This window comes from Chitinophaga pinensis DSM 2588 (assembly GCF_000024005.1).
GTDB classification, from domain to species: Bacteria; Bacteroidota; Bacteroidia; order Chitinophagales; family Chitinophagaceae; genus Chitinophaga; species Chitinophaga pinensis.
Genome location: NC_013132.1, coordinates 7,376,219 through 7,399,947 on the forward strand (window position 1 = coordinate 7,376,219; position 23,729 = coordinate 7,399,947).

Sequence of the window (23,729 nt, forward strand, 5' to 3'; positions counted from 1 at the left end):
GCCTGTCGGCTTGTTTAAAACTATAGCTATTCTTCTACTATTATTTAAAATAATAATGGGAAGCAATTTAGGCTTAAATGTTAATCTTTCAAAGTGTTATAGCGGAGTTGCCCTTTATTTGCCGTCAGTCAGCGCATCCATGAAAGCAATCAGGGCTTTCTTTTCTTCAGGGCTTAGCTGAAGGGGCGCTGCGGATAAAGTCTGATTCGGTACGGAGAGCCCGATACCATTCCCACCACCTTTATCATAGAAATCAATTACCTGCTCCATGGTGCGGAAAGCGCCGTTATGCATATATGGAGCTGTCGGGGCCGCATTGCGTACTGTCGGCGTTTTAAATGCGCCCATGTAGAAATCAATAGGGAAAAATGCCAGCCTTCCGCTGTCATGATCGGCCTGAGGATGCAGCAGATCATCATTCGACGGGGTACCCAGTACCTCAAATTCCGTCCTGTTATATAAGGGTGGTATCAATCCATTGAACAAAGGCGCAAAATGACAGGTAGCACACTGTCCCTTGCCCATGAATATGTTAGCGCCCGTCCGCTGTTCTGCTGTCATAGCCTGCTTATTCCCGGCCATATACCTGTCAAATGGCGCATTAAAGGGCGTCAATGTACGCAGATAAGCCGCCAGAGATGCCTGCACCTGTGGCAGGGTAATGTCCTGATATGCCGGCATTCGCTGTAATCGCTGTAAGAGGGTATCGTCACAGGCGTCCATTTCCTGCGGACTATGCAGCACTTTCAACACCTGGTCCTCCAGACTCACAGCCCGTCCATCCCAGAACTGGGAATATTGATAACAGGCATATAATAAACCCGGCGTATGCCTGGGTAATGCTTCTTTATTGTTGATAGCACTGTTGTGGGGAAGTCCGTCGCTGAAATAGCGGTCCGGCTGATGACAACTGGCGCAACTGCGGGTATTATTGCCGGATAAAGCTTTTTCAAAGAATAAGCGCCTGCCCAATGCCGTATCGCCGGCTATACTTGAATGAGGGAATTTATCTTTGCTGATAACAGCAGGATGAAACAGGTCATGCCGACTGTTCAGTACCAGGCGTTGCAAAGGCAATGCACTACTGACCAGGAAGGATAATCTGTCGAAACTGTCAAAATCAGGATGTGCAGTCAATTGCTGAATGCCCTGCCGCAGGTAATAAGTAATACTGTCTTTCTTTTCAAAACCCGTATAAGACATCAGTACCGTATCTATCGCCTGCATAGAACAACGGGCTTCTGCAATCCCACTCTTTAGTAAAGGCGCATCATAACCGGTAATATAAAGCGTCATGATCCGTATCAGCTCCTGTCGCACACTCTCCAGCACCTGTTGGTCCGTGGCGGAAAACTGGTATAACAAGGAAGGTAGATCCTGGGCCGTCTGCACAAGAACCGTCGCCTGTGCGGCCAGTTCGCCTTTACGTTGATAAACTGCGGAATCATACAACAACGCTTCTATCTGTTGCAAACCAACCGGCTCCTCATATTCTATATATGGTTCTTCTATTTCGTATTTAGCGGGTGCATTAAAGACATAAGCCTCGCTGGTAAAGAAGTATTCAAGGAAAAAGGCAATCGCCTTATAGCGTATCCTGCATAAGTATAGTGAGGCACGCGCAGCGGACACCGTAGCAGTATCTCCTGCTTTTAATGCATCAATGCTGTGCTTCAATGCGACAGCACTGGCGGCAAACAAAGGTTGTTGCCTTTTGAAATAAACAATCGTCCCATCAGTAACTGAAGCAGGACGTTCCCCTTGTGAAGTGAACATCACTGCCAGCAGCAGCAATACACATATACAGGGGAACACCAGCTTCAATCGCATATAAATTATTTAGTTGTGATAACAGTAAATGTGTCTTTCAGACAGCCTTCCTTGTCCTGTACAGTATATTCAGTTGTACCGGCACGAGGCGTCACGACAATACTCTTCGCAGTCTGTCCCTTTTCACTCCACTGATAATTGCCGGTGAATGAAGCCGTCAGCGTTACCTTGCTCTTCGCTTTCGCACGCAGCACGGTGTGCTTGTTCACTTCTTTCATCACTGTAAAATGATCACGGATCTTGCCATCTGCACAGATCCATTTCAGATCCAGCCGGTTACCCTGGATTTCCAGCATACTCGCACCGCCATCAGTAGCATTCGCATACTGCATCGCATCATGCGGATAGCCCGGTTGCGTACCACCCAGTTTGCCAGCAGAACCGCTCAGTACATATACAGTACCCTGACCGCTGCTGTCTTTTACATAAGGACAGGAATTATCGCTGCCGTCATACAGACCGGAAGACTGACTCAGGTTATGCGTTGCTGCACTATACGTTGCCTCCATACCATAGTGCCCTTTCATCAGACGCGTACGTTCATAGTCATGGCTATGACCACAAAGCACCAGGTCTACACCATAACGCTCCAGGATACGGATGAAGTTCTCACGGATATGTACCAGTTCATCCTCGTTGTCAGAGTTATGAGAACCCATGGTATAAGGAGGATGATGCCAGTAAGCAATCACCCATTGTTTGTTTTTATTGGCTTCCAGATCACGTTTCACCCATTGTACCTGCGGACCAAGTGTATCGTACAACCGGTATTCGTCTGCTTCTTTTCCATAAGAATCGAGCGACAGGAAGTGAATATTACCAAGATCAAAAGAATAAAAAGCCTGCGTGTTGGAAGCAACACCACCGGACTCACCTTTGGCCGGCATAGTGAAATTCTGATAGTAGGCAGTCTGGTGTGTCTTCTGCGCCTGCTCCACTGCACCCGGAAAGTCGTTATCATTGTAATCATGGTTACCTGGTGTAGGGAATAAAGGATAATTCTTCAGCAGATCATCTTTATACACGTTGAAGAACTTCGTCTGGAATTCAGCGTCAGTACCACTGTTATAGGCATTGTCACCCAACAGGATCCAGGCATCCATATAGTTAGTACCAAGATAATCGAGCACCGCTTTTTTCACACTACGCTGATTCACAGAATTGTTACCGCAATCACCAAAAGCACCGATACGATACATACCTTCTTTACCAGGTACAGGTAAGGTATAGAAATAGTTAGCGCTATCGCCCTGTAAAACGGTTTTAAAATCGGCTATTTTATAGAAATAACGGGTACGGGCCTGCAAACCGTCGAGTTTTAAAACATGCTCAGTTGTCAGTGATGAATCATTCACTGTTACATCTGCTTTATCAGGCGTAGCGCCATACTGTACACGGCTACGGGTAGCAGTGTTGGTACGCCAGCGCACGGTGATACTGTGATCTGATGCTGCCTGTAAATAAGGACCGCGGATCACTTTTACCCTTAAATCATCATCAGACTGTGCCTTCGTAATCAGACTAAATGCCATTAAACTGCCAAGCAACAGGCAGGATCGTAATTTACCCATCTCCATAATTTTCTGCGAGGTACTTAATTTAAACTTGTCCTTTACTATAGGGCGTATGAAATAATTGTTAAATAAATATAAATAAAAAGACCGCAGGTACGTAACGGGTTGCCGTACATACTGCGATCTTCCGTATTTGATGTAAAAAATGCCTAGAGTTTCATGTTCAGCCCAAGCTTGTATTTCATTGTCAGCAGGGCTTCTGCATTGCCTTTTGCATCATCCACCGGATGGTGGGTATGCTTTGTTTTACGCAGGTGTTTGAAATTGGTGAACATATCTTTTTCCATTCCCTTGTACACACTACCCAGATTCTGAGAACTGAAACCAAAAGGATTTTCACCGAGGAAATGATGGAAGTACCAGCACACAAACATCCAGTCGAAACCATTATTGTCGCTGATAAAAATCGGGCGGTCATTACATACTTTGCTGATCCAGTTTTGAAAGTCGTTCATCACTTTTTTGGGATCATCAAATGTCAGGGTTTCGGCTCTGGTATGCCCGGAAACAGCCAGCGCTTCGGGTATAAATTTCTCTGAAACGGGTTTGAGTCTGCCGTAGAATGTCTTATCCAATATACCATCTACTTTCACTGCTCCGAATGAGATCATTGAATAATCACCGGGAATAGGGCCATCGCTTTCCACATCAACCATTATATAGGCCATGTCAGTTAGTTTTTAAGTAATAAAATTCAGTTTAAACAGGGATATCTCCTGTGAGTTCCAGTCTTGTAAGGAGCCTGCGGATACTATTGTCTTAGCCGGGGTAAGGTAGTGAGGATCTTTAGGGTGCTTGCTGAGCTGAAATATCGTTTATAAACGTGGCAAAGATATGTGGATATTTTCTAATGACAAAAAGTGATAAATATCCATCCCTTACAACGCAATCTTCGTTATAATGCCCTTATTTTTTGGATTCAATCAATCAATAATCGAACCTGAAGATTTAGTATGGTTTGTATTACATGTTGATAAATGGCCAAAGAAGGAGATTAACGATCTTTATCAACACTGTACCACACACGCTAATTGGATATCTCCATCAGTACCCCCTGCTTCGAAGTGCGGTTACATTACCATTTATTAAAATCAATTCCCACTTATATTACTACAGCTGCAAAGTTGAAAGCAAATTTGCCCAAACTGATACAAGGAGGGTACAACAAAGAGACGTTTGCCAAAGAAATTAAAATCGCAGCCGTTAAGCCCAAAACACTGATATTTACAAGGATCATTATTTTCCCGAAAAAATATCACCAAGGTCTATCTGCTTGCCAATCAATTATTGCAGTTTCTGGGAAATAATTGGCAGCAGGATAACTCTGCCCAAACATCCATAAAAGCGGCAAAGAACACTGTTTTGAAAAAATAAAGTCACTTATTACAATGCACAGTTCTCATGATAATTGACCAGCTGAATAGGCTTACGGTCAAATTCAAAACCGGCATACACCTGCGCGATTTCATCCAGTACATCCATGATCTCTGCAGATGCTTCCGGGGTGACCAGTCGGCTTCTGAATGCTTTGAAATCAGGTAACCCTTTCAGGTAATTGAAGTAATGTTTGCGCATGGCGAAAATGCCATGACCTTCGCCACGCCATTGCACAGATTTTTCCAGCTGACGTTTACAAACGGCGATACGGTCTTCCAGTGTCGGAGCAGGTAGCATCTCCCCCGTCTGCAGATAGTGTTTTACTTCACGGAAGATCCAGGGATAACCGATAGCGGCCCTGCCGATCATGATACCGTCTACGCCGTAGCGGTTTTTATATTCCAGGGCTTTCTGCGGACTATCAATATCTCCGTTCCCGAAGATGGGAATATGTATACGTGGGTTGTTCTTTACTTTAGCGATCAGCTCCCAGCTGGCTTCTCCCTTGTACATCTGGGTACGGGTACGACCATGGATAGCCAGTGCCTTAATACCGACGTCCTGGAGCCTTTCTGCGACCTCTTCGATGTTTTGGGTATCCTCGTCCCAGCCAAGACGGGTTTTGACCGTAACGGGCAGTTTTGTGGACTTTACGCAGGCTGCTGTAAGCCGGACCATCAGATCAATGTCTTTCAGTACCCCTGAGCCTGCGCCTTTACTGACGATCCCCTTGATCGGGCAACCAAAATTGATATCCAGCAGATCGGGCTGGGTCATATCGACAATGCGGGCAGCCATCGACAGTTTACCTTCATCACCTCCGAAGATCTGTACTCCGGCAGGACGTTCTTCATCGAAAATTGCCAGTTTACGGCGACATTTCTCCGTATCCTTCACCAGTCCTTCACTGGAAATGAATTCGGTATATAACAGGTCCGCCCCGTTCTCACGACATACTACCCGGAAAGGCGGATCACTCACGTCTTCCATAGGCGCCAAAAGAAGGGGGAAATCAGGCAGCACAATATTGTCGATCTTTACCAAAGTGGCTTTTTTTGTTTGAAGACGCAAAGGTACACCAATTAAGGATTAGGAACTGCATACACCCACCACATCCCAACTAATTCATTTTCCGGCAGTTAATACAGCAAAACATAAATAACTGCTTCAAACAGTGCTTTATAATAGATCTCCTTCGTTCATCCTTCATTCGGCAACGAAAGATCAACGTAGTAGATCTGTTAACTAATAAAGACATTACAAAATTCAAACAATACACTTTCAGAACGGACAGGCATTAAAACGGGGAAAACAACTCCTTTCAGATACCGGAAATTTACTATACCTGGACTATACAAATTATTATTACTTTGTTAATAATTAATAAACAATAATATATGATATGTTAAGAGTAACCATCAACCTAGGCAAAGAGTGAAACCCGGAAAAAGATACTCCGTATATACGTCGTATATACTCCCTGTATAAAGCATGTATATAGTATGGATACAGTTAGTCAGGGGCAAAAAAATAGCCCGGAGCTAACACCGGGCTATCAGATATTATTGCAATATTCAATCAATTCAGGAATACCTGGAACTGGACCAGGAAACTACCTTTACGGTCGATTTTATCAGCCCCGCTGCTTACGGCGTTCAGCTGGTACACCGGACGACTCTGGTAAGCGAAAGTCAGCTTGGAAGTATGTCCTTTCAGCAGCCAGTTAACACCGCCATCCCAGAAAGCCATATTATCGTTCAGTCTTTCGTAATGCGCATATTGCAGGGAAGCATAGGGCATCAGGGTCGTCTTGCCTATCAGGTCATTTTTGAATTTATAACCGACCTGTCCGTAAAGCAGGTTACCGGTTCCAAAAGAAGGATAACCGTTCCCGCTGCCATTCAGGATCTCTGGTTTTGAAGTACCGGTGGCAGGGTTCATCGTCGCCTGGTTACGGAGATATCCTTTCCCCCAGTTAAAATTGATATAAGAAGCATAAGCACTGATAGCGGTACCGGTAGCTGCATTGATCGGAGCGTCATAATAAGCGTCTACAGCAAAATGCTGCAGATTGGATTCAATGGTATCCCCGTTGTTTCCGGCGCGCCACATCGCGTCAGGCTGGTACTGGAAACCAGCACCAATGTTGAATACTTTTTTAGTACCCAGGTAAGTACCTGTAGTATAAGCAGTGGTATTTGCTTCCTGGTCCAGGAACTGCCACTGGAAATAACCATGTAGCTGCATTTTAGCAGGTTTGGCAGAGAAAGAAGCATTGCTGGTCAATAAAGGAGAATAACCGGCAGCTTTCAGCGGAGACATCGGACTGCTCATAACCAGGCGATAGTCCAGTTTGCCCAGTTTACCTTTCGCATATATACTGAGTTTACGGAGGAACTGATCTGTCACGTCATTCGTACTCTGTTCAAACAGCGGTGCATCTACACCCAGGATGGTACCTACAGAAGGTGCGGAGAAACGGGTCAGGCCATTCCATGCAGACAAACCAGCACCCAATGAGAGGTGTTTTCTGACTACTTCATATTCTCCCATGATATCATGGATAAAGAAACCTGCTTTTCTGTCGGAGGAATAGTTGAAGTTATTCATACCGAACTGGGAGTAGATGAATACACGATCTGCAACCTGTCCGAAAGCCTGGATCCTGGCTCTTCTGATGCCAATATCCGTAAAGTTGTTTTTTTCAAAACCGTTGATCGTGGAACCAGGATTCAAATCGGTATTTCTGAGCCATACCTGGGATACAAGGGTGAACTTAAAGTAATTACTGCCATCTTCATTGAGCCAGATCTTACCGTCTTTAAATCCCTGAGCATAGGCAGTCATGGTGCTTCCCGCCATCAGCAGCACACATGCCGCCAGTTTCGTAAGTTTTTGGATGTACATTTTCCGTTGAGCTTGTTTATCTGATACGAGTGTATATAGAGTATGTTCCTTCCGGTAAACGGAAGGAACCAAGCCCGCTGATAGTCATATATAAAGAAAATTAGGAATTAGGAATTAACAATTAAGAATTAGGTCTGGTATTAAATCCTAATTCTTAATTCATAATTTTTCCATTTCCTGCACCAGCCTATTACAAGACCGGCTGCCGCTTCAAACCAATTCTTAATTCTTAATTCCTAATTCCTAATTGTTTAAACGATCGCCTCCCGCTTCGTCACAATATGCGTAATATCTTCCTGAATCATTTTCTCCAGCAACTCATATCCGCCATTTGCTTTCTCATGTGCGAACTGTCTTTCAGAGAGTGTCACAGGGCTTACCCAGAAAAGGTTCACCTTATCACCGTACATCTCCGGTAATGCAATACTTTCACCATTATACAGTGCGGCAGACAATACAATACTTTCAAAAGGAGCCGGCAGTTTGCTGGAAGCAATTGTATGTCCTTCTCCAAGCCAGCTGATATGTCTCCATGGAATATCTGCCATACTGGACAATCCTTCCGCCATTTTCATGATCTCTTCTTCACTAAAATCATCTTTGCTGATAGCCATCGCCAGTTCCATTCTTCTGTATGCAGATGCATTATCATTATACAGATAAGACACCCATGGCATAGGACGAATGCTGACACCCATGGTAAGGAAGTAAACGATGTTATCCTTTTCAAACTTACCCAATGCCATTGGCGGCCATTGGTTATTGTCGATCGCAAAGTATTGTTTTATCTCTCCGAAATGTGATTCGTAAGTAGCAATAAACTGTTGCTGAATCACCGGCCATTGCGGCGCTTCGGTATCATCCCATGCTTCACGGAAACGCACCGCTTCTGCTACACGCGTATGCTGTTCGTTCTTGCCCAACTCACCTAATGGGAATACGATGGCATTACCATCTGCATTTATACAATCTGCCGCATAGGCCGCAGGTTCATCTGCATAAAGGCTCCATCCGGGAATAACACCCAGCGTTTTCCCATCGTACAATACAGCGGCGCCGTCATCTTCCGGCATCCATACGACAGACACTAATTCCGCTTTTAAAGGCTCTTTGCCTTCCGGATGATTACTAAAGTGTGCTTCCAGCATAGGTGCATCTCCATTTGCCATGGCTGCACTGTCGCGTTTAGCAGGTCCCGGTTGAATATTGCGCAGCCAGCAGGCACGCATCCGGTATTTTTTGCTCTGCAATTCAGCAGGATACAGGTAAAAATAAGCTGTCCGTTCGTCCTGCTCTACCACCGCATACATCGTGTAGCGGCTGTTCGCCTGTTCTATCAATACTGTTGGTCCGTTGCTCATAATAATGCAAGATAGTCACTTATAAGTAAAACAACCCACCGCATATCATTTATTTAGTATACCTTTGCATCACTTTTATTCTCTTCCTCACCTGCTTTTGCAGTTAGCTTCAAAACAATGTGCAGGCTTGCGAGTAAGGCGGGTAATGTGTCAGCATCATGCACAAAAAGGACTTGTTCCAGCTGACAGCCTTACCACTATTGATCATAAAAAATTAACTATTTTGTCATTTGAACAGTTAGGGCTCATTGAGCCGCTGCTTAAGGCCCTGGATAACGAGGGTTATACCGCTCCCACGCCCATTCAGCAGCAAGCCATCCCCCATGTACTTGATACGAGGGATTTACTGGGTTGCGCCCAGACCGGCACTGGTAAAACAGCTGCGTTTGCCATTCCCCTGCTTCAATTAATGCATCAGGACCAACAGGCCCAGCAACGCAAAGGCCTTCGAAATATCAAAGCGCTTATCCTCACGCCTACCCGTGAACTGGCTATCCAGATCCAGGAAAGCTTTACCGCCTACGGTAAGTTCCTCGACCTGAAAAGCCTGGTGATCTTTGGTGGTGTATCACAACACCCGCAAACAGAAGCACTGAAAAAAGGCGTAGATATCCTGATTGCAACACCCGGCCGTCTGCTGGACCTGATCAGTCAGAACTATATCACACTCAGAGATATTAAATACTTCGTACTGGATGAAGCAGACAGAATGCTGGACATGGGCTTCGTACACGACGTACAACGCGTGATCGTAAAACTCCCTGAACAGCGTCAGTCACTCTTCTTCTCTGCTACCATGCCTCCGGAAATACAGACGCTCGCAAAAGCGATTCTGCGTAACAATCCGGCCAAAGTGGAAGTAACACCGGTATCCTCTACCGCCGAAACGATCACACAGTCCATGTACTTTGTCAATAAAAATGATAAACGTAACCTGCTGCTGCATATACTCAAGGATAAAGCCATCAAAACATTGCTGGTATTTACCCGTACCAAACATGGTGCAGACAGAGTAGTGAAAGACCTGCACAAAGCAGAAATCACCGCAGAAGCAATCCATGGTAACAAATCACAGAATGCCCGTCAGCGTGCGCTGAATAATTTCAAATCACAGCAGACCCGCGTACTCGTAGCGACAGACATCGCCGCAAGAGGTATCGACATCGACGAACTCACACACGTGGTGAACTACGAACTGCCAAACGTACCTGAAACATACGTACACCGTATCGGTCGTACTGGTCGCGCAGGTGCCGATGGTATCGCGATCTCTTTCTGCGAACCGGAAGAAAAAGCCTTCCTGAAAGATATCCTGAAACTGATCTCCCGCGAGATTCCGGTTGAGACCGAACACCCGTTTCATAACGGCGACAGCATGGCATTGCCTGCACCAAAACCAGCTCCACAGCAGAAACCAAAACAACAACATCCAAGAGATAAAAAAGGTGGTTTCTCCAGGAACAGGCAAGGTGTGGTACAGTCAAGAGATGCAAGACCTGGCGCAGGTGCAGGAAAGCCGAATAGCGGTAAACCGAATGGTGGCAGACCACAAGGCGGTAAACCCAAAGATGGTAATGGAAACAGTGCAAGAAGGGAAAGACCGCAAGGGATGAAGAATTACTAGTTAGTAATCGGGAATTCTATCCTGGCTACATCCATAAAACAAAGCGGGGGATTTCATTAATGAATTCCCCCGCTTTGTTTTATGAATGTAGTCAGCTCTCATATTAGGCCCTTTTTCCGTCATGGTTCAATTTAGTGACCTTTTATAATTGCCAATTTGGCCATAAACGCATTTATTCTAATAGTTATGGCCAAACTGACATGGTATTTACTATATACAACTACATCGACTTTTACCCTTTTCGACATTTTTTATTTTTTTGTCGAAAACTCCCTTACCTTTGCATCACATCACCATCTCATGCCAGCGAACAGCGCACAGAAAGAAGATATCATGCAGCAGCAGATCCTGCAGGCCGCTCAACAGCTATTTCAAAAACATGGTTATCAGAAGGTAAGCATGGACGACGTAGCCAAAGCGATCGGCAAGGGAAGAAGTTCGTTGTATTACTACTACAAGAATAAAGACGAGGTCTTTGATGCAGTGATGACCGCCGAAATCAACGAAATCTTTACAGAGATCAACCGCATGGTAGGACAGGCAACAACTGTCGAACAACAATTGCGCGCTTTCGGTATTACTAAAACAAAAATATCCCGAAAACGAAAAGCATTCTTCGATGCACTGGAAACCGGCATGAATGCCGATGAAATGTCTCAGTACGTACAGAAGAAACAAGTCATTCAAAAGAAGATCAGGAAAGAAGAAGCCATGTTATTACATCATATCCTGGATCAGGGTACACAGAACGGCGAAATCGCTGTACTGGACCCTAAAACACAGGAAACGATCATTTATGTATTTATGAGCAGTCTGCGCGGACTCAAACGCGAGATGTACCTGGAAAACAGCTACGCTCGCATGGAACCCGCTATTGATATGCTGGTACGCATGACGATACTGACTATTAAAGACTAATATTTTTTTGCCTCTGTTTCGACACTTTATCAAATTGTGTCGAAAAGTAAAGAAAGGAACAGATTCAATATATGACGACACAAGCTGAAAAAGTCAATCCCTTCAGGGCATTCCGCAATAGAAACTATGCATTGTTCTTTGCCGGACAATCCACTTCCCAGATCGGCACCTGGATGCAACGTACCGCCGTCAGCTGGGTGATTTATTCCATCACCCACTCAGCTTCCATGCTCGGACTCGCCGTATTTGCACAACAGTTTCCTTCTTTCCTGTTCTCCTTGCTTGGAGGAATCGCATCCGACCGCTATGATCGCAGGAAGATATTACTGATCACGCAAACCGCTTCACTGATACAGTCCGTTTTACTGGCGATACTCACCTTCACCAATCACTATATGATCTGGGAAATCATGGCGCTCAGCGTTATCCTGGGTATCGTCAATGCATTTGATACCCCCGCCAGACAACCCATGGTACATGACCTGGTCAGTAACAAGGAGGATATCACTAACGCACTGGCGCTCAATTCCGCCATGGTAAACATCGCACGTCTCGTCGGTCCTGCCCTCTCCGGCATTGTATTACAATCATTCGGCGCACATACCTGTTTTATCTTAAATGCAGTGAGCTTTCTGGCCGTACTGGCATCCCTGTTATTTTTAAAATTACCGCCTTTCATACCACCTTCTACCCAAAAGAAGGTAGTAGCCGAACTATCAGAAGGTTTCGGCTATTTGCGGCAAACACCGCGCATAGGCGCCATCATCTTACTGATGATGTGTATGGCGATGTTCGTATTTCCGTACGACACCCTCACACCTGTTTTCGCAAAAACCATTTTTAATGGCGACGCCCGTACTTTTGGTTATATCGCCAGTGCAGTAGGATTCGGCGCTGTAACCGGCAGCTTCTTTCTCGCGGCTTTGAAAAAGAGCGCCGATCTTACCAACATTCTTTTGATCAGCATCGGCGTATTAGGTGTTGGTTTAATAGGATTCTCCCAATGTACCTCGTTCCTGACAGCCCTTCCTTTTGCGGTGATTATTGGCGTGGCCTCACTTACACCCGCTACCGTCAGTATCACAATTATACAGATAGAAGCCGCCGCCAGTATGAGAGGCCGTGTCATGAGTTATGTAGCTATGGCATACTTCGGTATGCTGCCACTAGGCAGTTTATTAGCTGGCGCCGCATCGCAACAGATATCAGCGCCCTGGACCATGCTCCTGCAGGGAGCAATCTCCATCATCACAATGGTCATATTCTCCCGCTATCTCAAACAGGAACGAATGAAGAAAAAGGAAATCCTGGAAACAGCAAACATTGTCACCGATAAAGTATAAAAACGAAGACTAAACATAAAACGAATAACATGAGCAACAACACAAACAACACCGCTTTACTGGTAATGGATATGCAGAACGCTATGTTGTCCTCCTTCCCGGAAGGCACTGCCGTTACCGCTAACGTGGCCAAAGCGATCGGCAACGCCCGCAGCAAAGGAGTACCGGTGATCTATGTAGTCGTCGGTTTCAGACAAGGCGCACCTGAAATCAGTAGCAACAACAAGGTATTCACAGAAAACAAAGCACGGTTTTCCAATATAAACTTTGCCGATTTCACCGCCATACATCCCGACCTCACTCCACAGGAGCAGGAACCGGTAGTTGTAAAACGTCGTTTCAGCGCCTTTACCGGCAGCGACCTGGAAGTACTGCTGAGAAGCTTACACATCGATCATATCGTATTGACTGGTATAGTAACCAGCGGAGTTGTCCTGTCTACCCTGAGAGAAGCGGCCGACAAAGACTATCGTATCACTGTATTGTCCGATGGCTGTGCAGACCGCGAAACAGAAGTACACGAGTTCTTAATGAACAGGATATTCCCGCATCAGTCCGAAGTAATCACAGTTGCTGAATGGAATAATGCCTGATCGTATCAGAAATACTTCTCTACCGTCAGACCGTAATTGAATAACAGGTTCTCTCTCCCCGTCCGGTTGAGCTTATTGTAAGTAAGCGTAGCAGTAATACTCAACCACTTATTCAGGAGAATAGACAGATTGGAGGTGGATTTGATATTGAAATCCCGGCCCAGCGACAGAGAGTTTTGCAGAAAATGTGCCCCGTCAATGACCACGATATCATGTATCACAAACTTGTAGAGTAAGCGAAAAGAATTACGGAACGTGTGATAAATATCGGGAATGGTGTCTTCCAGAAAGAGGTTGCTGGTTTCGAATAAGAGTCCGTCGCTAAGCGACAGATACGCCTTTTTGGAATCCAGGAGATTATAGGCAATACCGGCGCCTCCCTGGAAGCGGTCATTGATCTTCAGGGAATAGCTTTTATCGTATGTAGCCAGTCCCCAGTAGTAGATCTGGCGAACAGACCGGAACAAACTAAAGTCAAGCGCGGATGCAAAGTCATTATTGGTCAGCGTGCCATCCTGCTGTCCATAAATCCATCCGCCACTACCATTCAGTGAGATTTTCTTCTTGCTGACACCCACTTTAAAACTGTTGTTGAGCAGGTATGCCCTGCCATCCTGTGTGGTATTAATAGAGCCCATAGAAGCAAATTTGCCGTAATAGTGCACGGAGTCGCTGAATTGTGCAGAAGCTGTAGTAAAAGTGGTCAATATCAGTAAAAGCGCGAAAACATACTTCATAAATCAATACATTCTTTTAAATCACGTAATCAGTCCTATCTTTTTTGAATGAGCAATGGCTTCACTGCTATGTTTAAAATAACAACAGGGAATACCTCTGCGCATGATCACATCGGCCACCTCCTGTGTGACCGCATAACGGCTGTTACGCACATGGCGCAGGTATACAGCGAGAATCTGGGAAGGAAAGTGCTTCGTGATCGCCTCGTAAATGTTCGGGTCTTCCTGTGTATCATCTCCCAGCAGAATAAAACGCATATGCGGATAATGCTTCAGTATACGACTGATCCTCGTGAACTTCGTAGCATGTTTCTGCTGTCCGCTTTTGAGTAACAGCAGTAAAGGTTTCAACTGACTTAACAGGAATACCCCTTCCGGCAAACCATGCATCAGGCAGAATTCACGGATATAATTATACAGGTTCCATTCACTGCTGGACACATAAAAAAATGGACGTGGCAATCTGCCTTTATTATCGGCATCGCTTAATAAGCGATAATGATTTACGACTCCTTCAAATGGCTTACGTGTACGGGCATTGCGGGTAAATAACACATGCAGTCTTTTGAAAAGCGACGCGGAATGCGATACGAGAAAAGTATCGTCAATATCTGAGATACATCCGAACTGACTGCGATGTGGAATTATCACTACACCTACTGCACGCGTTACCGGACTTTGCTCCACATCTGCAATCGTCACTTCCACAGTATGATCACCCGCTTCAGGCATGACATCCGGTTTCCATTGCAAATGAAAAAAGCCGTCTGTCTCCGTAACGGCGCGTATAGCCTTTCCTTCCCATATAAGCTCCACTGTCGCGCCTTTTCGGGGTTTTACCATAAACAAACGTATCAATGCAAATGTATTCACAAGGAAAAAGCGGCTGTAATGCGTGCGTGGCAAGGGGCCACGATCCAGTACATGACCAAATATTTCCATTTGTTCCGCGCCACCCACACCATGATAAACTTTGATGTGCGTCCGCGCTTCCAAACCCAGCCGATGTAGAATTTTATTCCATACAGACATTCAGGCGCTTATTTTGCAATGAACAGAAGTATAATTTATGAGTAAGCACATGGCGCAAACAACACCTATGCGGCTCAGGCTCCTTTTTGTGATCAATCCTGTTTCAGGCGGCAAAAAGAAGGCCGATCCTGAAACATTCATCAAAAATTATTTCCGCGAACGCGCGGAAGAAGTCCACTTTTTCATGCTGGACGAGCCACAGCAGTCACTTACAGCAATTATAAAAAAAATAGCCCCCGACAAGGTAATAGCGGTCGGCGGAGACGGTACCGTGAAGATGGTAGCAGAAGAACTACTGGGAAAAGACATTCCGCTGGGTATTCTGCCAACTGGTTCTGCGAATGGTATGGCGACGGAATTGTGTGTACCGGCCGATTGGGAACAGGTATTGCACCTTATTACCAACGAAACGCCAGCCGTAGAAAGGAATATAGATCTTATCAGGATCAATAAAAAAGACGTATGTATACACCTGAGCGACGTCGGACTAAACGCCCTGCTGGTAAAGAACTTCGAACAACGTGGCATCCGTGGGAAACTCGGATATGCCCTCTCCTCCTTCAAAACATTGTGGCAGAATAAACGCCTCGCCGTACGTATCGAAAATAAAGACCTGCAATTGACCCGGCAGGCGCATATGATCGTACTGGCCAATGCGCGTATGTACGGTACCGGCGCCTGTATCAATCCGGATGGAGATCTGACAGATGGTTTATTCGAAGTGGTGATCCTGAGAAGATTATCTATCCCCGAACTCCTGAAAATGCTGTTCCGGCACCGCCCGTTTGATCCCGCCAAGACAGAGATCCTGAAAGCCAGCCAGGTGACCATCCATACCCGTAAAAGAGCCCATTTCCAGATAGACGGAGAATACAGAGGCAAGATCAATGAAGTGACCGCCTCCATCCTGCCCAAAGCCCTTAAAGTGATCGTACCTGCGCCTCCAGCAGAGAACAGCTAAGATCATATCAGCAACCGTTCTTCCCATCTACTATCCATCCGTCAATATATTGCCGGCAATTGTATTCTGCTTTCTATTTTGTATACAAATAATTTATATGCGGAAGATACTACTGCTCCTGGCAATTCTACTGTCAGGTTATGGACTTATTGCTCAACAGACGTACGAGTTTAAAGATGGATTAATCAGCGGTCCCTGCCACCAATATGGCAGAACAGCCCTGTACACAGATCAGCTGGCCTATGAACTTTGTAACGGACAACTGAAAACACCCGCGAAAGGTGCTGCCTCCTTTCCGGACGAAAAAGGCGCTGCCCAGCAATGGGAGACAATTACAGCCGGCGCCGACGGCTCCTTTGCCGGTCGCAGCATCAATAACGGCTACCTGTATGTTTCCTACAATGCACCCAAAGCACAAACTGCTGTGCTGAACATCTCCGGTCACCAGATGGTATATGTAAATGGTACCCCACACGCCGGAGACATGTACCGCTACGGCTGGATGTACATTCCGGTGCAACTGCGCCAGGGAAATAACGAATTCTATATCCGTACCGGTCGTAGCTGGGGTCGTGCAGGCATCAAGGCCAAACTGCTCTTCCCGGAAAAACCGGTATATATCAGCATCGCCGATTCCACCATGCCTTTCGTAGTGGCAGGTAATAATAACAACGACCTGTTAGGCGCTGTGGTAGTAGTAAATACAACTGCACAGCCACTCAAAGGACTGTCTGTTAATGCAACCGTAAACGGTAAAACAGTGACCACCGCCATTCCCGAAGTAGCGGCCCTGAGCACACGTAAAGTAGGTTTCAGATTTGACGCTTCTGCAACGGCAGCTAATGGTAGCTACAACTGTACATTGACCCTGAGCGGTAAACAGGTAGCAGATACGAAGACCTTTGCACTGAAAGCAGTGACCAACAAAGATCACTACAGCAATACATTCGTCAGCGATATCGATGGCAGCGTACAATATTATGCGGTATCCCCACAGGCCAATCCTGATGTAAAAGCACCTGCATTCTTCCTGTCCGTACACGGTGCGGAGGTACAGGCGATCAACCAGGCCAGCGCGTATAAATACAAAGACTGGGGTGTACTGGTAGCGCCCACCAACCGTCGTCCGCGTGGTTTCAACTGGGAAGACTGGGGGCGTCTGGATGCACTGGAAGTACTGAATATCGGTCTGAATACCTTCCATCCTGACCCTGAAAGAATATACCTGACCGGTCACTCCATGGGCGGACATGGTACCTGGTACCTGGGCGCTACCTACGCTGGTAAATGGGCTGCTATCGCTCCCTGCTCCGGTTATCCTACCCTGATGGGCTATGGCTCTGCTGACGGACTGATACCAGATTCTCCGCGTAACAGCACAGAACAGATACTGCTGAGAGCCAGTAACCCAAGCAACACTTTCAAACTGGCGACCAACTACAAAGCGGGTGGCGTTTACATCCTGCATGGCGACAGCGACAAGGTAGTTTCTGTTGATTATGCACGACAGATGAAAAAGATACTGGCCGATTTCCATAAAGACTTCAGCTATTATGAATATCCTGGCGGAGAGCACTGGTATGGTGATACCTGCGTAGACTGGGGACCTTTATTCCAGTACTTCAAATGGCACACGATCCCTGCTGATACCAGCGTAAATGAGATCGACTTCACCACTGCCAATCCGGCTATATCAGCCGTACACCACTGGGTACGCATCCTGCAACAGCAACATACACTGGAATACAGCCGCATACAGCTCAGCAGGAACCATACTCGCAACGCGGTAACAGGTACCACCAGCAACATCCGTACACTGGCAATCGACCTGAAAGATATACCGGTTGGCAATGCACTCAGCATCACCCTGGATGGTAGCCCGGCGCTCAGCTACACCCGTCAGAATGGTGACAGCTTACTATATCTCCAACATGATGCACAGTGGACGATCAGTAAAGCCCCACTGGCTACCGATAAAGGCCCTGTCCGTAACGGCACCTTCAAAGAAGCCTTCAATCACCGGATGGTATTCGTATACAGCACGGCAGGTCTGCCAGCTGAAAATGAATGGTCGCTCAACAAAGCCCGTTACGATGCAGAAACCTGGTATTACAGAGGCAACGGCGCGGTTGATATCATAGCAGATAAAGACTTCAATGCGGCCAACTATCCTGATCGTGGTATCATCATCTATGGTAATGCTACGACAAACAAAGCCTGGAAACAATTGCTATCACAGGCTCCTGTACAGATAGCCCGTGGTAAGGTAACTGTCGGCAAACAGGAATACAATGGCGAAGGATTCGCCGCTTATTTCATCTGGCCGAGAGCAGACAGCAAAACAGCGGCTATTGCAGTAGTAGCAGGTACCGGATTAGCCGGTATGCGCGCAGCGGATGCCAACCAGTATTTTGCTGGTGGTAGCGGCTTCCCCGACTATATGATCTTTGATGTAGAATTGCTGAAAGGTAATACTCAGGCAGTGAAGACAGCAGGGTTCTATGATAATGCGTGGAAGATGGATGAAGCAGAACAAATTAGGAATTAGGAATTAACAATTAGGAATTGAATAATTAATGTGTCCCTACTCTCACAATTAGGCTACATATCAATAACCTAAACAAAAAATGAGGATGTATCGAAAATAAATGAACATCCTTAGAATTACTTAAATGACTACCTGATTCCATCAGGTACCCGAATAAAGAGAGCCTGTATCTTACTTTTGATACAGGCTCATTTTTTGTTTATTAAAAGCAATTAATTTCTTAATATCTTAATCTCATCCCTTCCAATCTCCGCTGCATTTCAATTCCTAATTCCTAATTGTTAATTCCTAATTATCTTCCACAGCTTCCCCTTCCCTTCCACCGGCAGACAGCTCGCGTCCAAAATCCTGTCCGACATCTTCCAGATCATATGCTCCACACGACTGGCAGGCGATGCAAATGCCTGCATAGCCAGTCCGGCAATCTCACTTTTGTTCAATGCCTGCTGGATCAAGGTGGCCATCGCTCCTGACAGGACCGCAGGGGCATATTCTCCCGGCTGTTCCAGTTGCAGCAGCTGTGCAGCCGCGATATTAATCCAACCGGATTTACCATCCCCTCCGATAAAGACAAGGGCTTCTGATAAAGTATTGAGAATAGATGTATAACGGGTAATGACCTTGTCTGATGTATGTTCGACGTGTGCATGGCGGCATACTTCCTCTATCCGTGTACGCACAATGTCCATGAACTCACGGAAGGAGGAATCACAGGCATGAATATCACTCCATCCCAGCACGATTAAGGCGTTTACTTCGCCCGCCCTGACTGGTATGATTACTGCTGAGGAAAGTGCCTGAAAAAGGTCTTCAAATGCGTTTTTTTCGGGAATCTGTGTCCAGTAGAGAGGACGCTGCCCTGATTTTTCCAGCAGCTGATGCATCGGCCCCGGATTGAAGATAAGGTCATCGAGATAAGAAGGTGTTGCGCCCGTTACTCTGGCCGTATAGCTGTCTTCAAAGTCCAGTTGCAAAGACATATAGGCCCCTGTCAGCTCACGCAATAACGAGATACCGAAAGATAAAAAGGTACGGATGTCTCCCCGTCTGTCCCACTCACTTGTCTGACTGATGAAAGTCAATGCTTTTCGTTCCCAGCTTACCACTATGTGCGATGTTTGGTTGTAGTCATATAAAATTACGGATAGCACTGATCACTTCCTGGGGCGCTGCCACATGGGGAAAATGTCCTGTTGCGGTTACATTTACTTTCTTACTGCCGGGTATATGTTGTGCCAGATAATCACCTACTATCAGGGGTACCGCTACGTCGTCAGAAGTCTGTATGACAAGAGAAGGCACCTTACATTTACCCAGATCGTCGCGGTGATCCATTTCGAAGATAGCCTTTGCTACTGACAATGCAATATCCGGACGGATCTCTGATAAGGATGCGGCAAATGCCTCCGCCAGGTGAGGCCGGTCGGCATTTCTCATGACAAGTGCGGAGAATCCGCTGGCCCATGCGTAATAATTTGTACTCATTGCATTGTACAAACCATTGAGTGCTTCCATATCAAATCCGCCGGTGTAGCCACTTGTCGGATCATTCAAATATCGCGGACTACTACCCAGCAGGATCAGTTTATCAAAACAATCGGGGTGCTTAATCGCAGTCAGAAGTCCTATCATCCCATTCACAGAATGCCCTACATATATAATACAGGAGAGCTGTAAAGATTTAATGATATCCGAAAGGTCAGTCACATACCCCTGCATATTGCTGTAACGGGCAGGATTAAAAGCATCGATATCCGCTTTACCACCACCCACGTTATCAAACAACACAATCTTATAATCCTGTTCAAAAGCCTTTACCAGCGGACCGAATGCCGTCTGGTCAGATCCAAAGCCATGGCCGAAGATGATTGTTTGCGCTGCGTCCTGGTTACCGCAGACGTGTATATTATTCTTCTGTGTTACACTTGCTGTGATGCTCATACGATATGGAATATTAGAAACGGGGATACCTTACTGTCAGCTAAAATACGCAAATTATGTGGTTAAACAGACTTACATAATCTGAGGAAGAAAAAGCATACACGACAGGACAAGATGTGTAAAATTGCCACTAAACAGCGGACTATACCAGTAAAACGGCACATGTATATTTCCAATGGCACAGTTTATGTTTTTATGGAGTAAAATCATTGTTCAATTTTTAAAGCTCCAGAATTATGACGCCTCTGAATCATGCCAGCAAGGGTCTGTTAACCATGTTAGCCCTCACAGGATTATTTACTTTCACATCATGCAGCAAAGATGATGATGATTCCACTGTGGACCCGGACGCAACTGTCAAAATTGTAAACGTTTTACCTGACGCAGGATCTGTAGATGTATTCAACGGATCCAGCAAGATCACCGCTTCCGCTGTCGGCTATGGCGAAGCTACCGGTTACCTGAATGTAAAGGATGGTGATGCTACTTTTGATTTTAAATCTACCGCTACCGGCAATACGGTATTATCTGCACCTGTTAAGTTCAAAGGCGGTAGTTACTCATTGTTTGCGACCGGTGAAACCGATGGCAATGCAACCGTAGGCATCCTGGCAGAAGATAACCTGGGCGCACCTGCCAGTGGTAAAGCAAAGATCCGTTTCGTACACGCAGGCAGCGATGCACCTGCTGTAAACTTCCTGGTGAATGATAGTCTGCTGTTCACCGGTACAGCTTACAAAACCGCTACTGAATTCAAAGAAATGGCAGCAGGAACCTACACACTGAAACTAAATAATGCAAGCAGCGGAGAAACTGCCATCAGCCGCACGGGCATTGTATTGGAAGCAGGTAAGATTTATACGGTTGTTGCACAGGGTTTATTAACACCGACACCCGTATTGGAACAACCATTTGCCTTGAATGTATTGGGTAATAACTAGTACATCTGATCATACACACTTACATAAAAAAACCCGGTCGCTACAGCAACCGGGTTTTCTCTTTTTATCTTTTCAGATAATTACCACTGCAGTTCGAAAGTACCACCGCCGTTTACAACGTAAGTACCTTTTCTTCCACCTTTGAAAGTGATAATACCCTGGTAACTGAATGCATTACCTTTGCTGTCTTTACCTGTGATCTTTACAGCAGCGCTACCGGAAACAATTTCGTGGCTTGTTTTATTCACCTTGATATTAGTTGATTCGTAGTGAATTTCGCTGGAGTAAGAAGGAATTTCAGCAGTTTTAGAAGTCAGATCGCCTGTAGCGTCATATGTCTGGAAAATTTCCCAGTTTGCACTGTTTGCGCTCAGACCTCTCACTGTATATTTAGAAGCGAATTTGCTGGATGTAGCGAATTTTTCCATTGCCAGTGCAACACGACCAGAATAATCGAATTTGAACTCAGAAGGAATATCCTGCAGACAAGTCAGACCATATGTCCAGTACAGCGCATAGTCAAAGCTGAAATTCTGACCATCACCCGCCAGTTTTAGAGAATCTTTTTCAGACTGACCACAGAAATCGCTCAGTTTACCACCGGATGCTTTTCTTGCTTCAAGATTAGTTACAGCCATTGTTGCAGAAGAGATCTGATCGGTCAGACCTCCCTGTGCAGTCACAGACTGAGTTACCATTACAGCCGCATTTTCGCTGGTTACGCCTGGAGTGTTTTTGTCATCATCCTTTTTAGAACAGGAAGTTACGCCAACAGCAATACCGGCAGCTACCAACAGGAACAATAGTGTAGATTTTCCCTTTGCGAAAGAGAGGTTTTGTCTTTTCATAGATTGCGACATTTTGGAATTTAATGTTGATGATATATTAATGATTGATGCTTCTTTTACATTCACGATAATGCTTGCTACAGGTTCCTTGTCCTCACAAATCTATAATAATATAATCTTAAATCATAATATAAACGGATATTTTACAATTCTATTGTTCCCATGACAATTGTGATAAAACTTTCTCCTGATAATCAATATGGAATAAAGAGCACTGATAAAAAACATGCTCTTTTTTACTACTTAAAACACCTAATTCATAATTCATTTAGAATTAGCAATTACAAGGAAATGCCCTTTCAAACTCCCAAACATCATTAATTCGCAATTTATTCTCTTTCTCACCTCTTCCAATTCCCTTCAAATCAGCCCATTCACGCTAATTCTTAATTCCTAATTCTTAATTCTTAATTTCCTCATATATTCATCCAGTTCTTAAACTCTCCACCCCTCGCTTTACTGATCAGAATCTGCTCTCTTGCCGGAGGATTCACCTTCAGTAACAAACGACCATTAAAATAGAAATCTACTTCCTGTATAGCGGAACGTTGTACAATAAACTGCCGGTTAGCACGGAAGAAAATAGCCGGATCCAACTGCTGTTGCAACTGTTCAAGTGTAAAATCAATAATGAATTCCTTCTTATCTGCGGTCCCGGCATATACCAGTTCGTTGGCAGTGTAAAACCACGCTATATTACTTGCGGCTAATGGTAATAGCTTATCGCGGTTATGCACGAGAAAGGATTGTTTGTAGGCTACCGGGCTTTCCCTCATTCCCGCAGCCATCTTCAGCAGAACTTCATATCCCGTAGTATCCGTGAGTGGCTGACGTAAGCGTTTGAATTTTGCGATCGCATGCTTCAGATCATCTTCATCCACCGGTTTCAGAATATAGTCGATGCCATTGGCTTTAAATGCCTGTAATGCATAATCATCATATGCAGTAATAAAGATCACCGGCAAAGTAACTTCCATCTTTGTGAAAATATCAAAAGAAAGTCCATCCCCCAGCCGGATATCCATCAGCAACAAGTCACACTGCTGCATATGGCTTTGCAGCCATTCCACCGCCTCTCCCACACCACTCAATATGGCCAGTATTTCACTATCCGGCGCCACATCCTGTATCATATAACGCAGGTTGCGGGCGGTGGCCGGTTCGTCTTCTATGATCGCGACACGTAAGGACATA

General features: G+C 45.5%; 19 protein-coding genes. 7 read left to right on the top strand and 12 right to left on the bottom strand.

Features of this window, described 5'->3' with window-relative positions; genetic code table 11:
- Positions 1 to 114: 114 nt before the first annotated feature.
- The 6 genes from CPIN_RS28715 to CPIN_RS28745 form a co-directional block, all read right to left on the bottom strand.
- A complete protein-coding gene (locus tag CPIN_RS28715) occupies positions 115 to 1,830 on the bottom strand; it encodes a cytochrome-c peroxidase (RefSeq protein WP_012793392.1) in 1,716 nt (571 codons plus the stop codon).
- A gap of 5 nt (positions 1,831 to 1,835) precedes the next feature.
- Positions 1,836 to 3,401, bottom strand: coding sequence for a purple acid phosphatase family protein (locus tag CPIN_RS28720; protein WP_012793393.1), 1,566 nt, complete (start codon positions 3,399 to 3,401; stop codon positions 1,836 to 1,838).
- A 152-nt stretch (positions 3,402 to 3,553) separates the two neighbouring features.
- Positions 3,554 to 4,072 (bottom strand): 3'-5' exoribonuclease domain-containing protein, encoded by a 519-nt coding sequence (locus CPIN_RS28725; protein WP_012793394.1) that lies wholly within the window; start codon positions 4,070 to 4,072, stop codon positions 3,554 to 3,556.
- Positions 4,073 to 4,787: 715 nt separating this feature from the next.
- Complete coding sequence (dusB, locus tag CPIN_RS28735; protein ID WP_012793395.1) at positions 4,788 to 5,825, bottom strand: tRNA dihydrouridine synthase DusB; 1,038 nt, start codon at positions 5,823 to 5,825, stop codon at positions 4,788 to 4,790.
- 534 nt (positions 5,826 to 6,359) lie between these two features.
- A complete protein-coding gene (locus CPIN_RS28740) occupies positions 6,360 to 7,688 on the bottom strand; it encodes a hypothetical protein (RefSeq protein ID WP_012793396.1) in 1,329 nt (442 codons plus the stop codon).
- A gap of 251 nt (positions 7,689 to 7,939) precedes the next feature.
- Complete coding sequence (locus tag CPIN_RS28745) at positions 7,940 to 9,049, bottom strand: suppressor of fused domain protein (RefSeq protein WP_012793397.1); 1,110 nt, start codon at positions 9,047 to 9,049, stop codon at positions 7,940 to 7,942.
- A 223-nt stretch (positions 9,050 to 9,272) separates the two neighbouring features.
- Between CPIN_RS28745 and CPIN_RS28750 the strand changes: the two genes are divergently transcribed.
- From CPIN_RS28750 to CPIN_RS28765, 4 genes are all read left to right on the top strand, one after another.
- Positions 9,273 to 10,673: a DEAD/DEAH box helicase gene (locus CPIN_RS28750; RefSeq protein ID WP_148230664.1), complete on the top strand. Its 1,401-nt coding sequence runs from the start codon at positions 9,273 to 9,275 to the stop codon at positions 10,671 to 10,673.
- A 300-nt stretch (positions 10,674 to 10,973) separates the two neighbouring features.
- The gene (locus tag CPIN_RS28755) at positions 10,974 to 11,591 is read left to right on the top strand and encodes a TetR/AcrR family transcriptional regulator (RefSeq protein ID WP_044219926.1); all 618 of its coding nucleotides are present in this window, start codon (positions 10,974 to 10,976) and stop codon (positions 11,589 to 11,591) included.
- 71 nt (positions 11,592 to 11,662) lie between these two features.
- Positions 11,663 to 12,934 carry an MFS transporter gene (locus CPIN_RS28760; RefSeq protein ID WP_012793400.1) on the top strand — a complete coding sequence of 424 codons (1,272 nt, stop codon included), beginning with the start codon at positions 11,663 to 11,665 and terminating at the stop codon, positions 12,932 to 12,934.
- Positions 12,935 to 12,963: 29 nt separating this feature from the next.
- The gene (locus CPIN_RS28765) at positions 12,964 to 13,527 is read left to right on the top strand and encodes a cysteine hydrolase family protein (RefSeq protein ID WP_012793401.1); all 564 of its coding nucleotides are present in this window, start codon (positions 12,964 to 12,966) and stop codon (positions 13,525 to 13,527) included.
- Between the two features lie 5 nt (positions 13,528 to 13,532).
- Here the strand turns inward: CPIN_RS28765 and CPIN_RS28770 are convergent, their stop codons facing one another.
- Both CPIN_RS28770 and CPIN_RS28775 read right to left on the bottom strand, forming a co-directional pair.
- The gene (locus CPIN_RS28770) at positions 13,533 to 14,264 is read right to left on the bottom strand and encodes a DUF481 domain-containing protein (protein WP_012793402.1); all 732 of its coding nucleotides are present in this window, start codon (positions 14,262 to 14,264) and stop codon (positions 13,533 to 13,535) included.
- Positions 14,265 to 14,285: 21 nt separating this feature from the next.
- Positions 14,286 to 15,296, bottom strand: coding sequence for an App1 family protein phosphatidate phosphatase (locus CPIN_RS28775; RefSeq protein ID WP_012793403.1), 1,011 nt, complete (start codon positions 15,294 to 15,296; stop codon positions 14,286 to 14,288).
- A 37-nt stretch (positions 15,297 to 15,333) separates the two neighbouring features.
- Between CPIN_RS28775 and CPIN_RS28780 the strand changes: the two genes are divergently transcribed.
- Positions 15,334 to 16,257: a diacylglycerol/lipid kinase family protein gene (locus tag CPIN_RS28780; protein ID WP_245552043.1), complete on the top strand. Its 924-nt coding sequence runs from the start codon at positions 15,334 to 15,336 to the stop codon at positions 16,255 to 16,257.
- A 97-nt stretch (positions 16,258 to 16,354) separates the two neighbouring features.
- Positions 16,355 to 18,805: an alpha/beta hydrolase family protein gene (locus CPIN_RS28785; RefSeq protein WP_012793405.1), complete on the top strand. Its 2,451-nt coding sequence runs from the start codon at positions 16,355 to 16,357 to the stop codon at positions 18,803 to 18,805.
- A gap of 281 nt (positions 18,806 to 19,086) precedes the next feature.
- Here the strand turns inward: CPIN_RS28785 and CPIN_RS28790 are convergent, their stop codons facing one another.
- Entirely contained in the window at positions 19,087 to 19,911 is an 825-nt protein-coding gene (locus CPIN_RS28790; protein WP_012793406.1) for a hypothetical protein, read from the bottom strand.
- A 22-nt stretch (positions 19,912 to 19,933) separates the two neighbouring features.
- Positions 19,934 to 20,746, bottom strand: coding sequence for an alpha/beta fold hydrolase (locus CPIN_RS28795; protein WP_012793407.1), 813 nt, complete (start codon positions 20,744 to 20,746; stop codon positions 19,934 to 19,936).
- A gap of 236 nt (positions 20,747 to 20,982) precedes the next feature.
- On the opposite strand from CPIN_RS28795, the gene CPIN_RS28800 reads away from it, so the two are divergent.
- The gene (locus CPIN_RS28800; protein WP_012793408.1) at positions 20,983 to 21,687 is read left to right on the top strand and encodes a DUF4397 domain-containing protein; all 705 of its coding nucleotides are present in this window, start codon (positions 20,983 to 20,985) and stop codon (positions 21,685 to 21,687) included.
- An 80-nt stretch (positions 21,688 to 21,767) separates the two neighbouring features.
- Here CPIN_RS28800 and CPIN_RS28805 read toward each other — a convergent pair whose 3' ends face one another.
- Positions 21,768 to 22,535, bottom strand: a complete 768-nt coding sequence (locus tag CPIN_RS28805; RefSeq protein ID WP_044219932.1) for a hypothetical protein — start codon at positions 22,533 to 22,535, stop codon at positions 21,768 to 21,770.
- Between the two features lie 416 nt (positions 22,536 to 22,951).
- Positions 22,952 to 23,728, bottom strand: a complete 777-nt coding sequence (locus tag CPIN_RS28810) for a LytR/AlgR family response regulator transcription factor (RefSeq protein ID WP_012793410.1) — start codon at positions 23,726 to 23,728, stop codon at positions 22,952 to 22,954.
- Position 23,729 lies beyond the last annotated feature (1 nt).

Excerpts from the sequence above, each read along its gene's own strand:
- CPIN_RS28715 (WP_012793392.1), bottom strand. The coding sequence starts at position 1,830 with ATGCGATTGAAGCTGGTGTTCCCCTGTATATGTGTATTGCTGCTGCTG.
- CPIN_RS28720 (WP_012793393.1), bottom strand. The coding sequence starts at position 3,401 with ATGGGTAAATTACGATCCTGCCTGTTGCTTGGCAGTTTAATGGCATTT.
- CPIN_RS28725 (WP_012793394.1), bottom strand. The coding sequence starts at position 4,072 with ATGGCCTATATAATGGTTGATGTGGAAAGCGATGGCCCTATTCCCGGT.
- CPIN_RS28740 (WP_012793396.1), bottom strand. The coding sequence starts at position 7,688 with ATGTACATCCAAAAACTTACGAAACTGGCGGCATGTGTGCTGCTGATG.
- CPIN_RS28745 (WP_012793397.1), bottom strand. The coding sequence starts at position 9,049 with ATGAGCAACGGACCAACAGTATTGATAGAACAGGCGAACAGCCGCTAC.
- CPIN_RS28755 (WP_044219926.1), top strand. The coding sequence starts at position 10,974 with ATGCCAGCGAACAGCGCACAGAAAGAAGATATCATGCAGCAGCAGATC.
- CPIN_RS28760 (WP_012793400.1), top strand. The coding sequence starts at position 11,663 with ATGACGACACAAGCTGAAAAAGTCAATCCCTTCAGGGCATTCCGCAAT.
- CPIN_RS28765 (WP_012793401.1), top strand. The coding sequence starts at position 12,964 with ATGAGCAACAACACAAACAACACCGCTTTACTGGTAATGGATATGCAG.
- CPIN_RS28770 (WP_012793402.1), bottom strand. The coding sequence starts at position 14,264 with ATGAAGTATGTTTTCGCGCTTTTACTGATATTGACCACTTTTACTACA.
- CPIN_RS28775 (WP_012793403.1), bottom strand. The coding sequence starts at position 15,296 with ATGTCTGTATGGAATAAAATTCTACATCGGCTGGGTTTGGAAGCGCGG.
- CPIN_RS28780 (WP_245552043.1), top strand. The coding sequence starts at position 15,334 with ATGAGTAAGCACATGGCGCAAACAACACCTATGCGGCTCAGGCTCCTT.
- CPIN_RS28785 (WP_012793405.1), top strand. The coding sequence starts at position 16,355 with ATGCGGAAGATACTACTGCTCCTGGCAATTCTACTGTCAGGTTATGGA.
- CPIN_RS28795 (WP_012793407.1), bottom strand. The coding sequence starts at position 20,746 with ATGAGCATCACAGCAAGTGTAACACAGAAGAATAATATACACGTCTGC.
- CPIN_RS28800 (WP_012793408.1), top strand. The coding sequence starts at position 20,983 with ATGACGCCTCTGAATCATGCCAGCAAGGGTCTGTTAACCATGTTAGCC.
- CPIN_RS28805 (WP_044219932.1), bottom strand. The coding sequence starts at position 22,535 with ATGAAAAGACAAAACCTCTCTTTCGCAAAGGGAAAATCTACACTATTG.
- CPIN_RS28810 (WP_012793410.1), bottom strand. The coding sequence starts at position 23,728 with ATGTCCTTACGTGTCGCGATCATAGAAGACGAACCGGCCACCGCCCGC.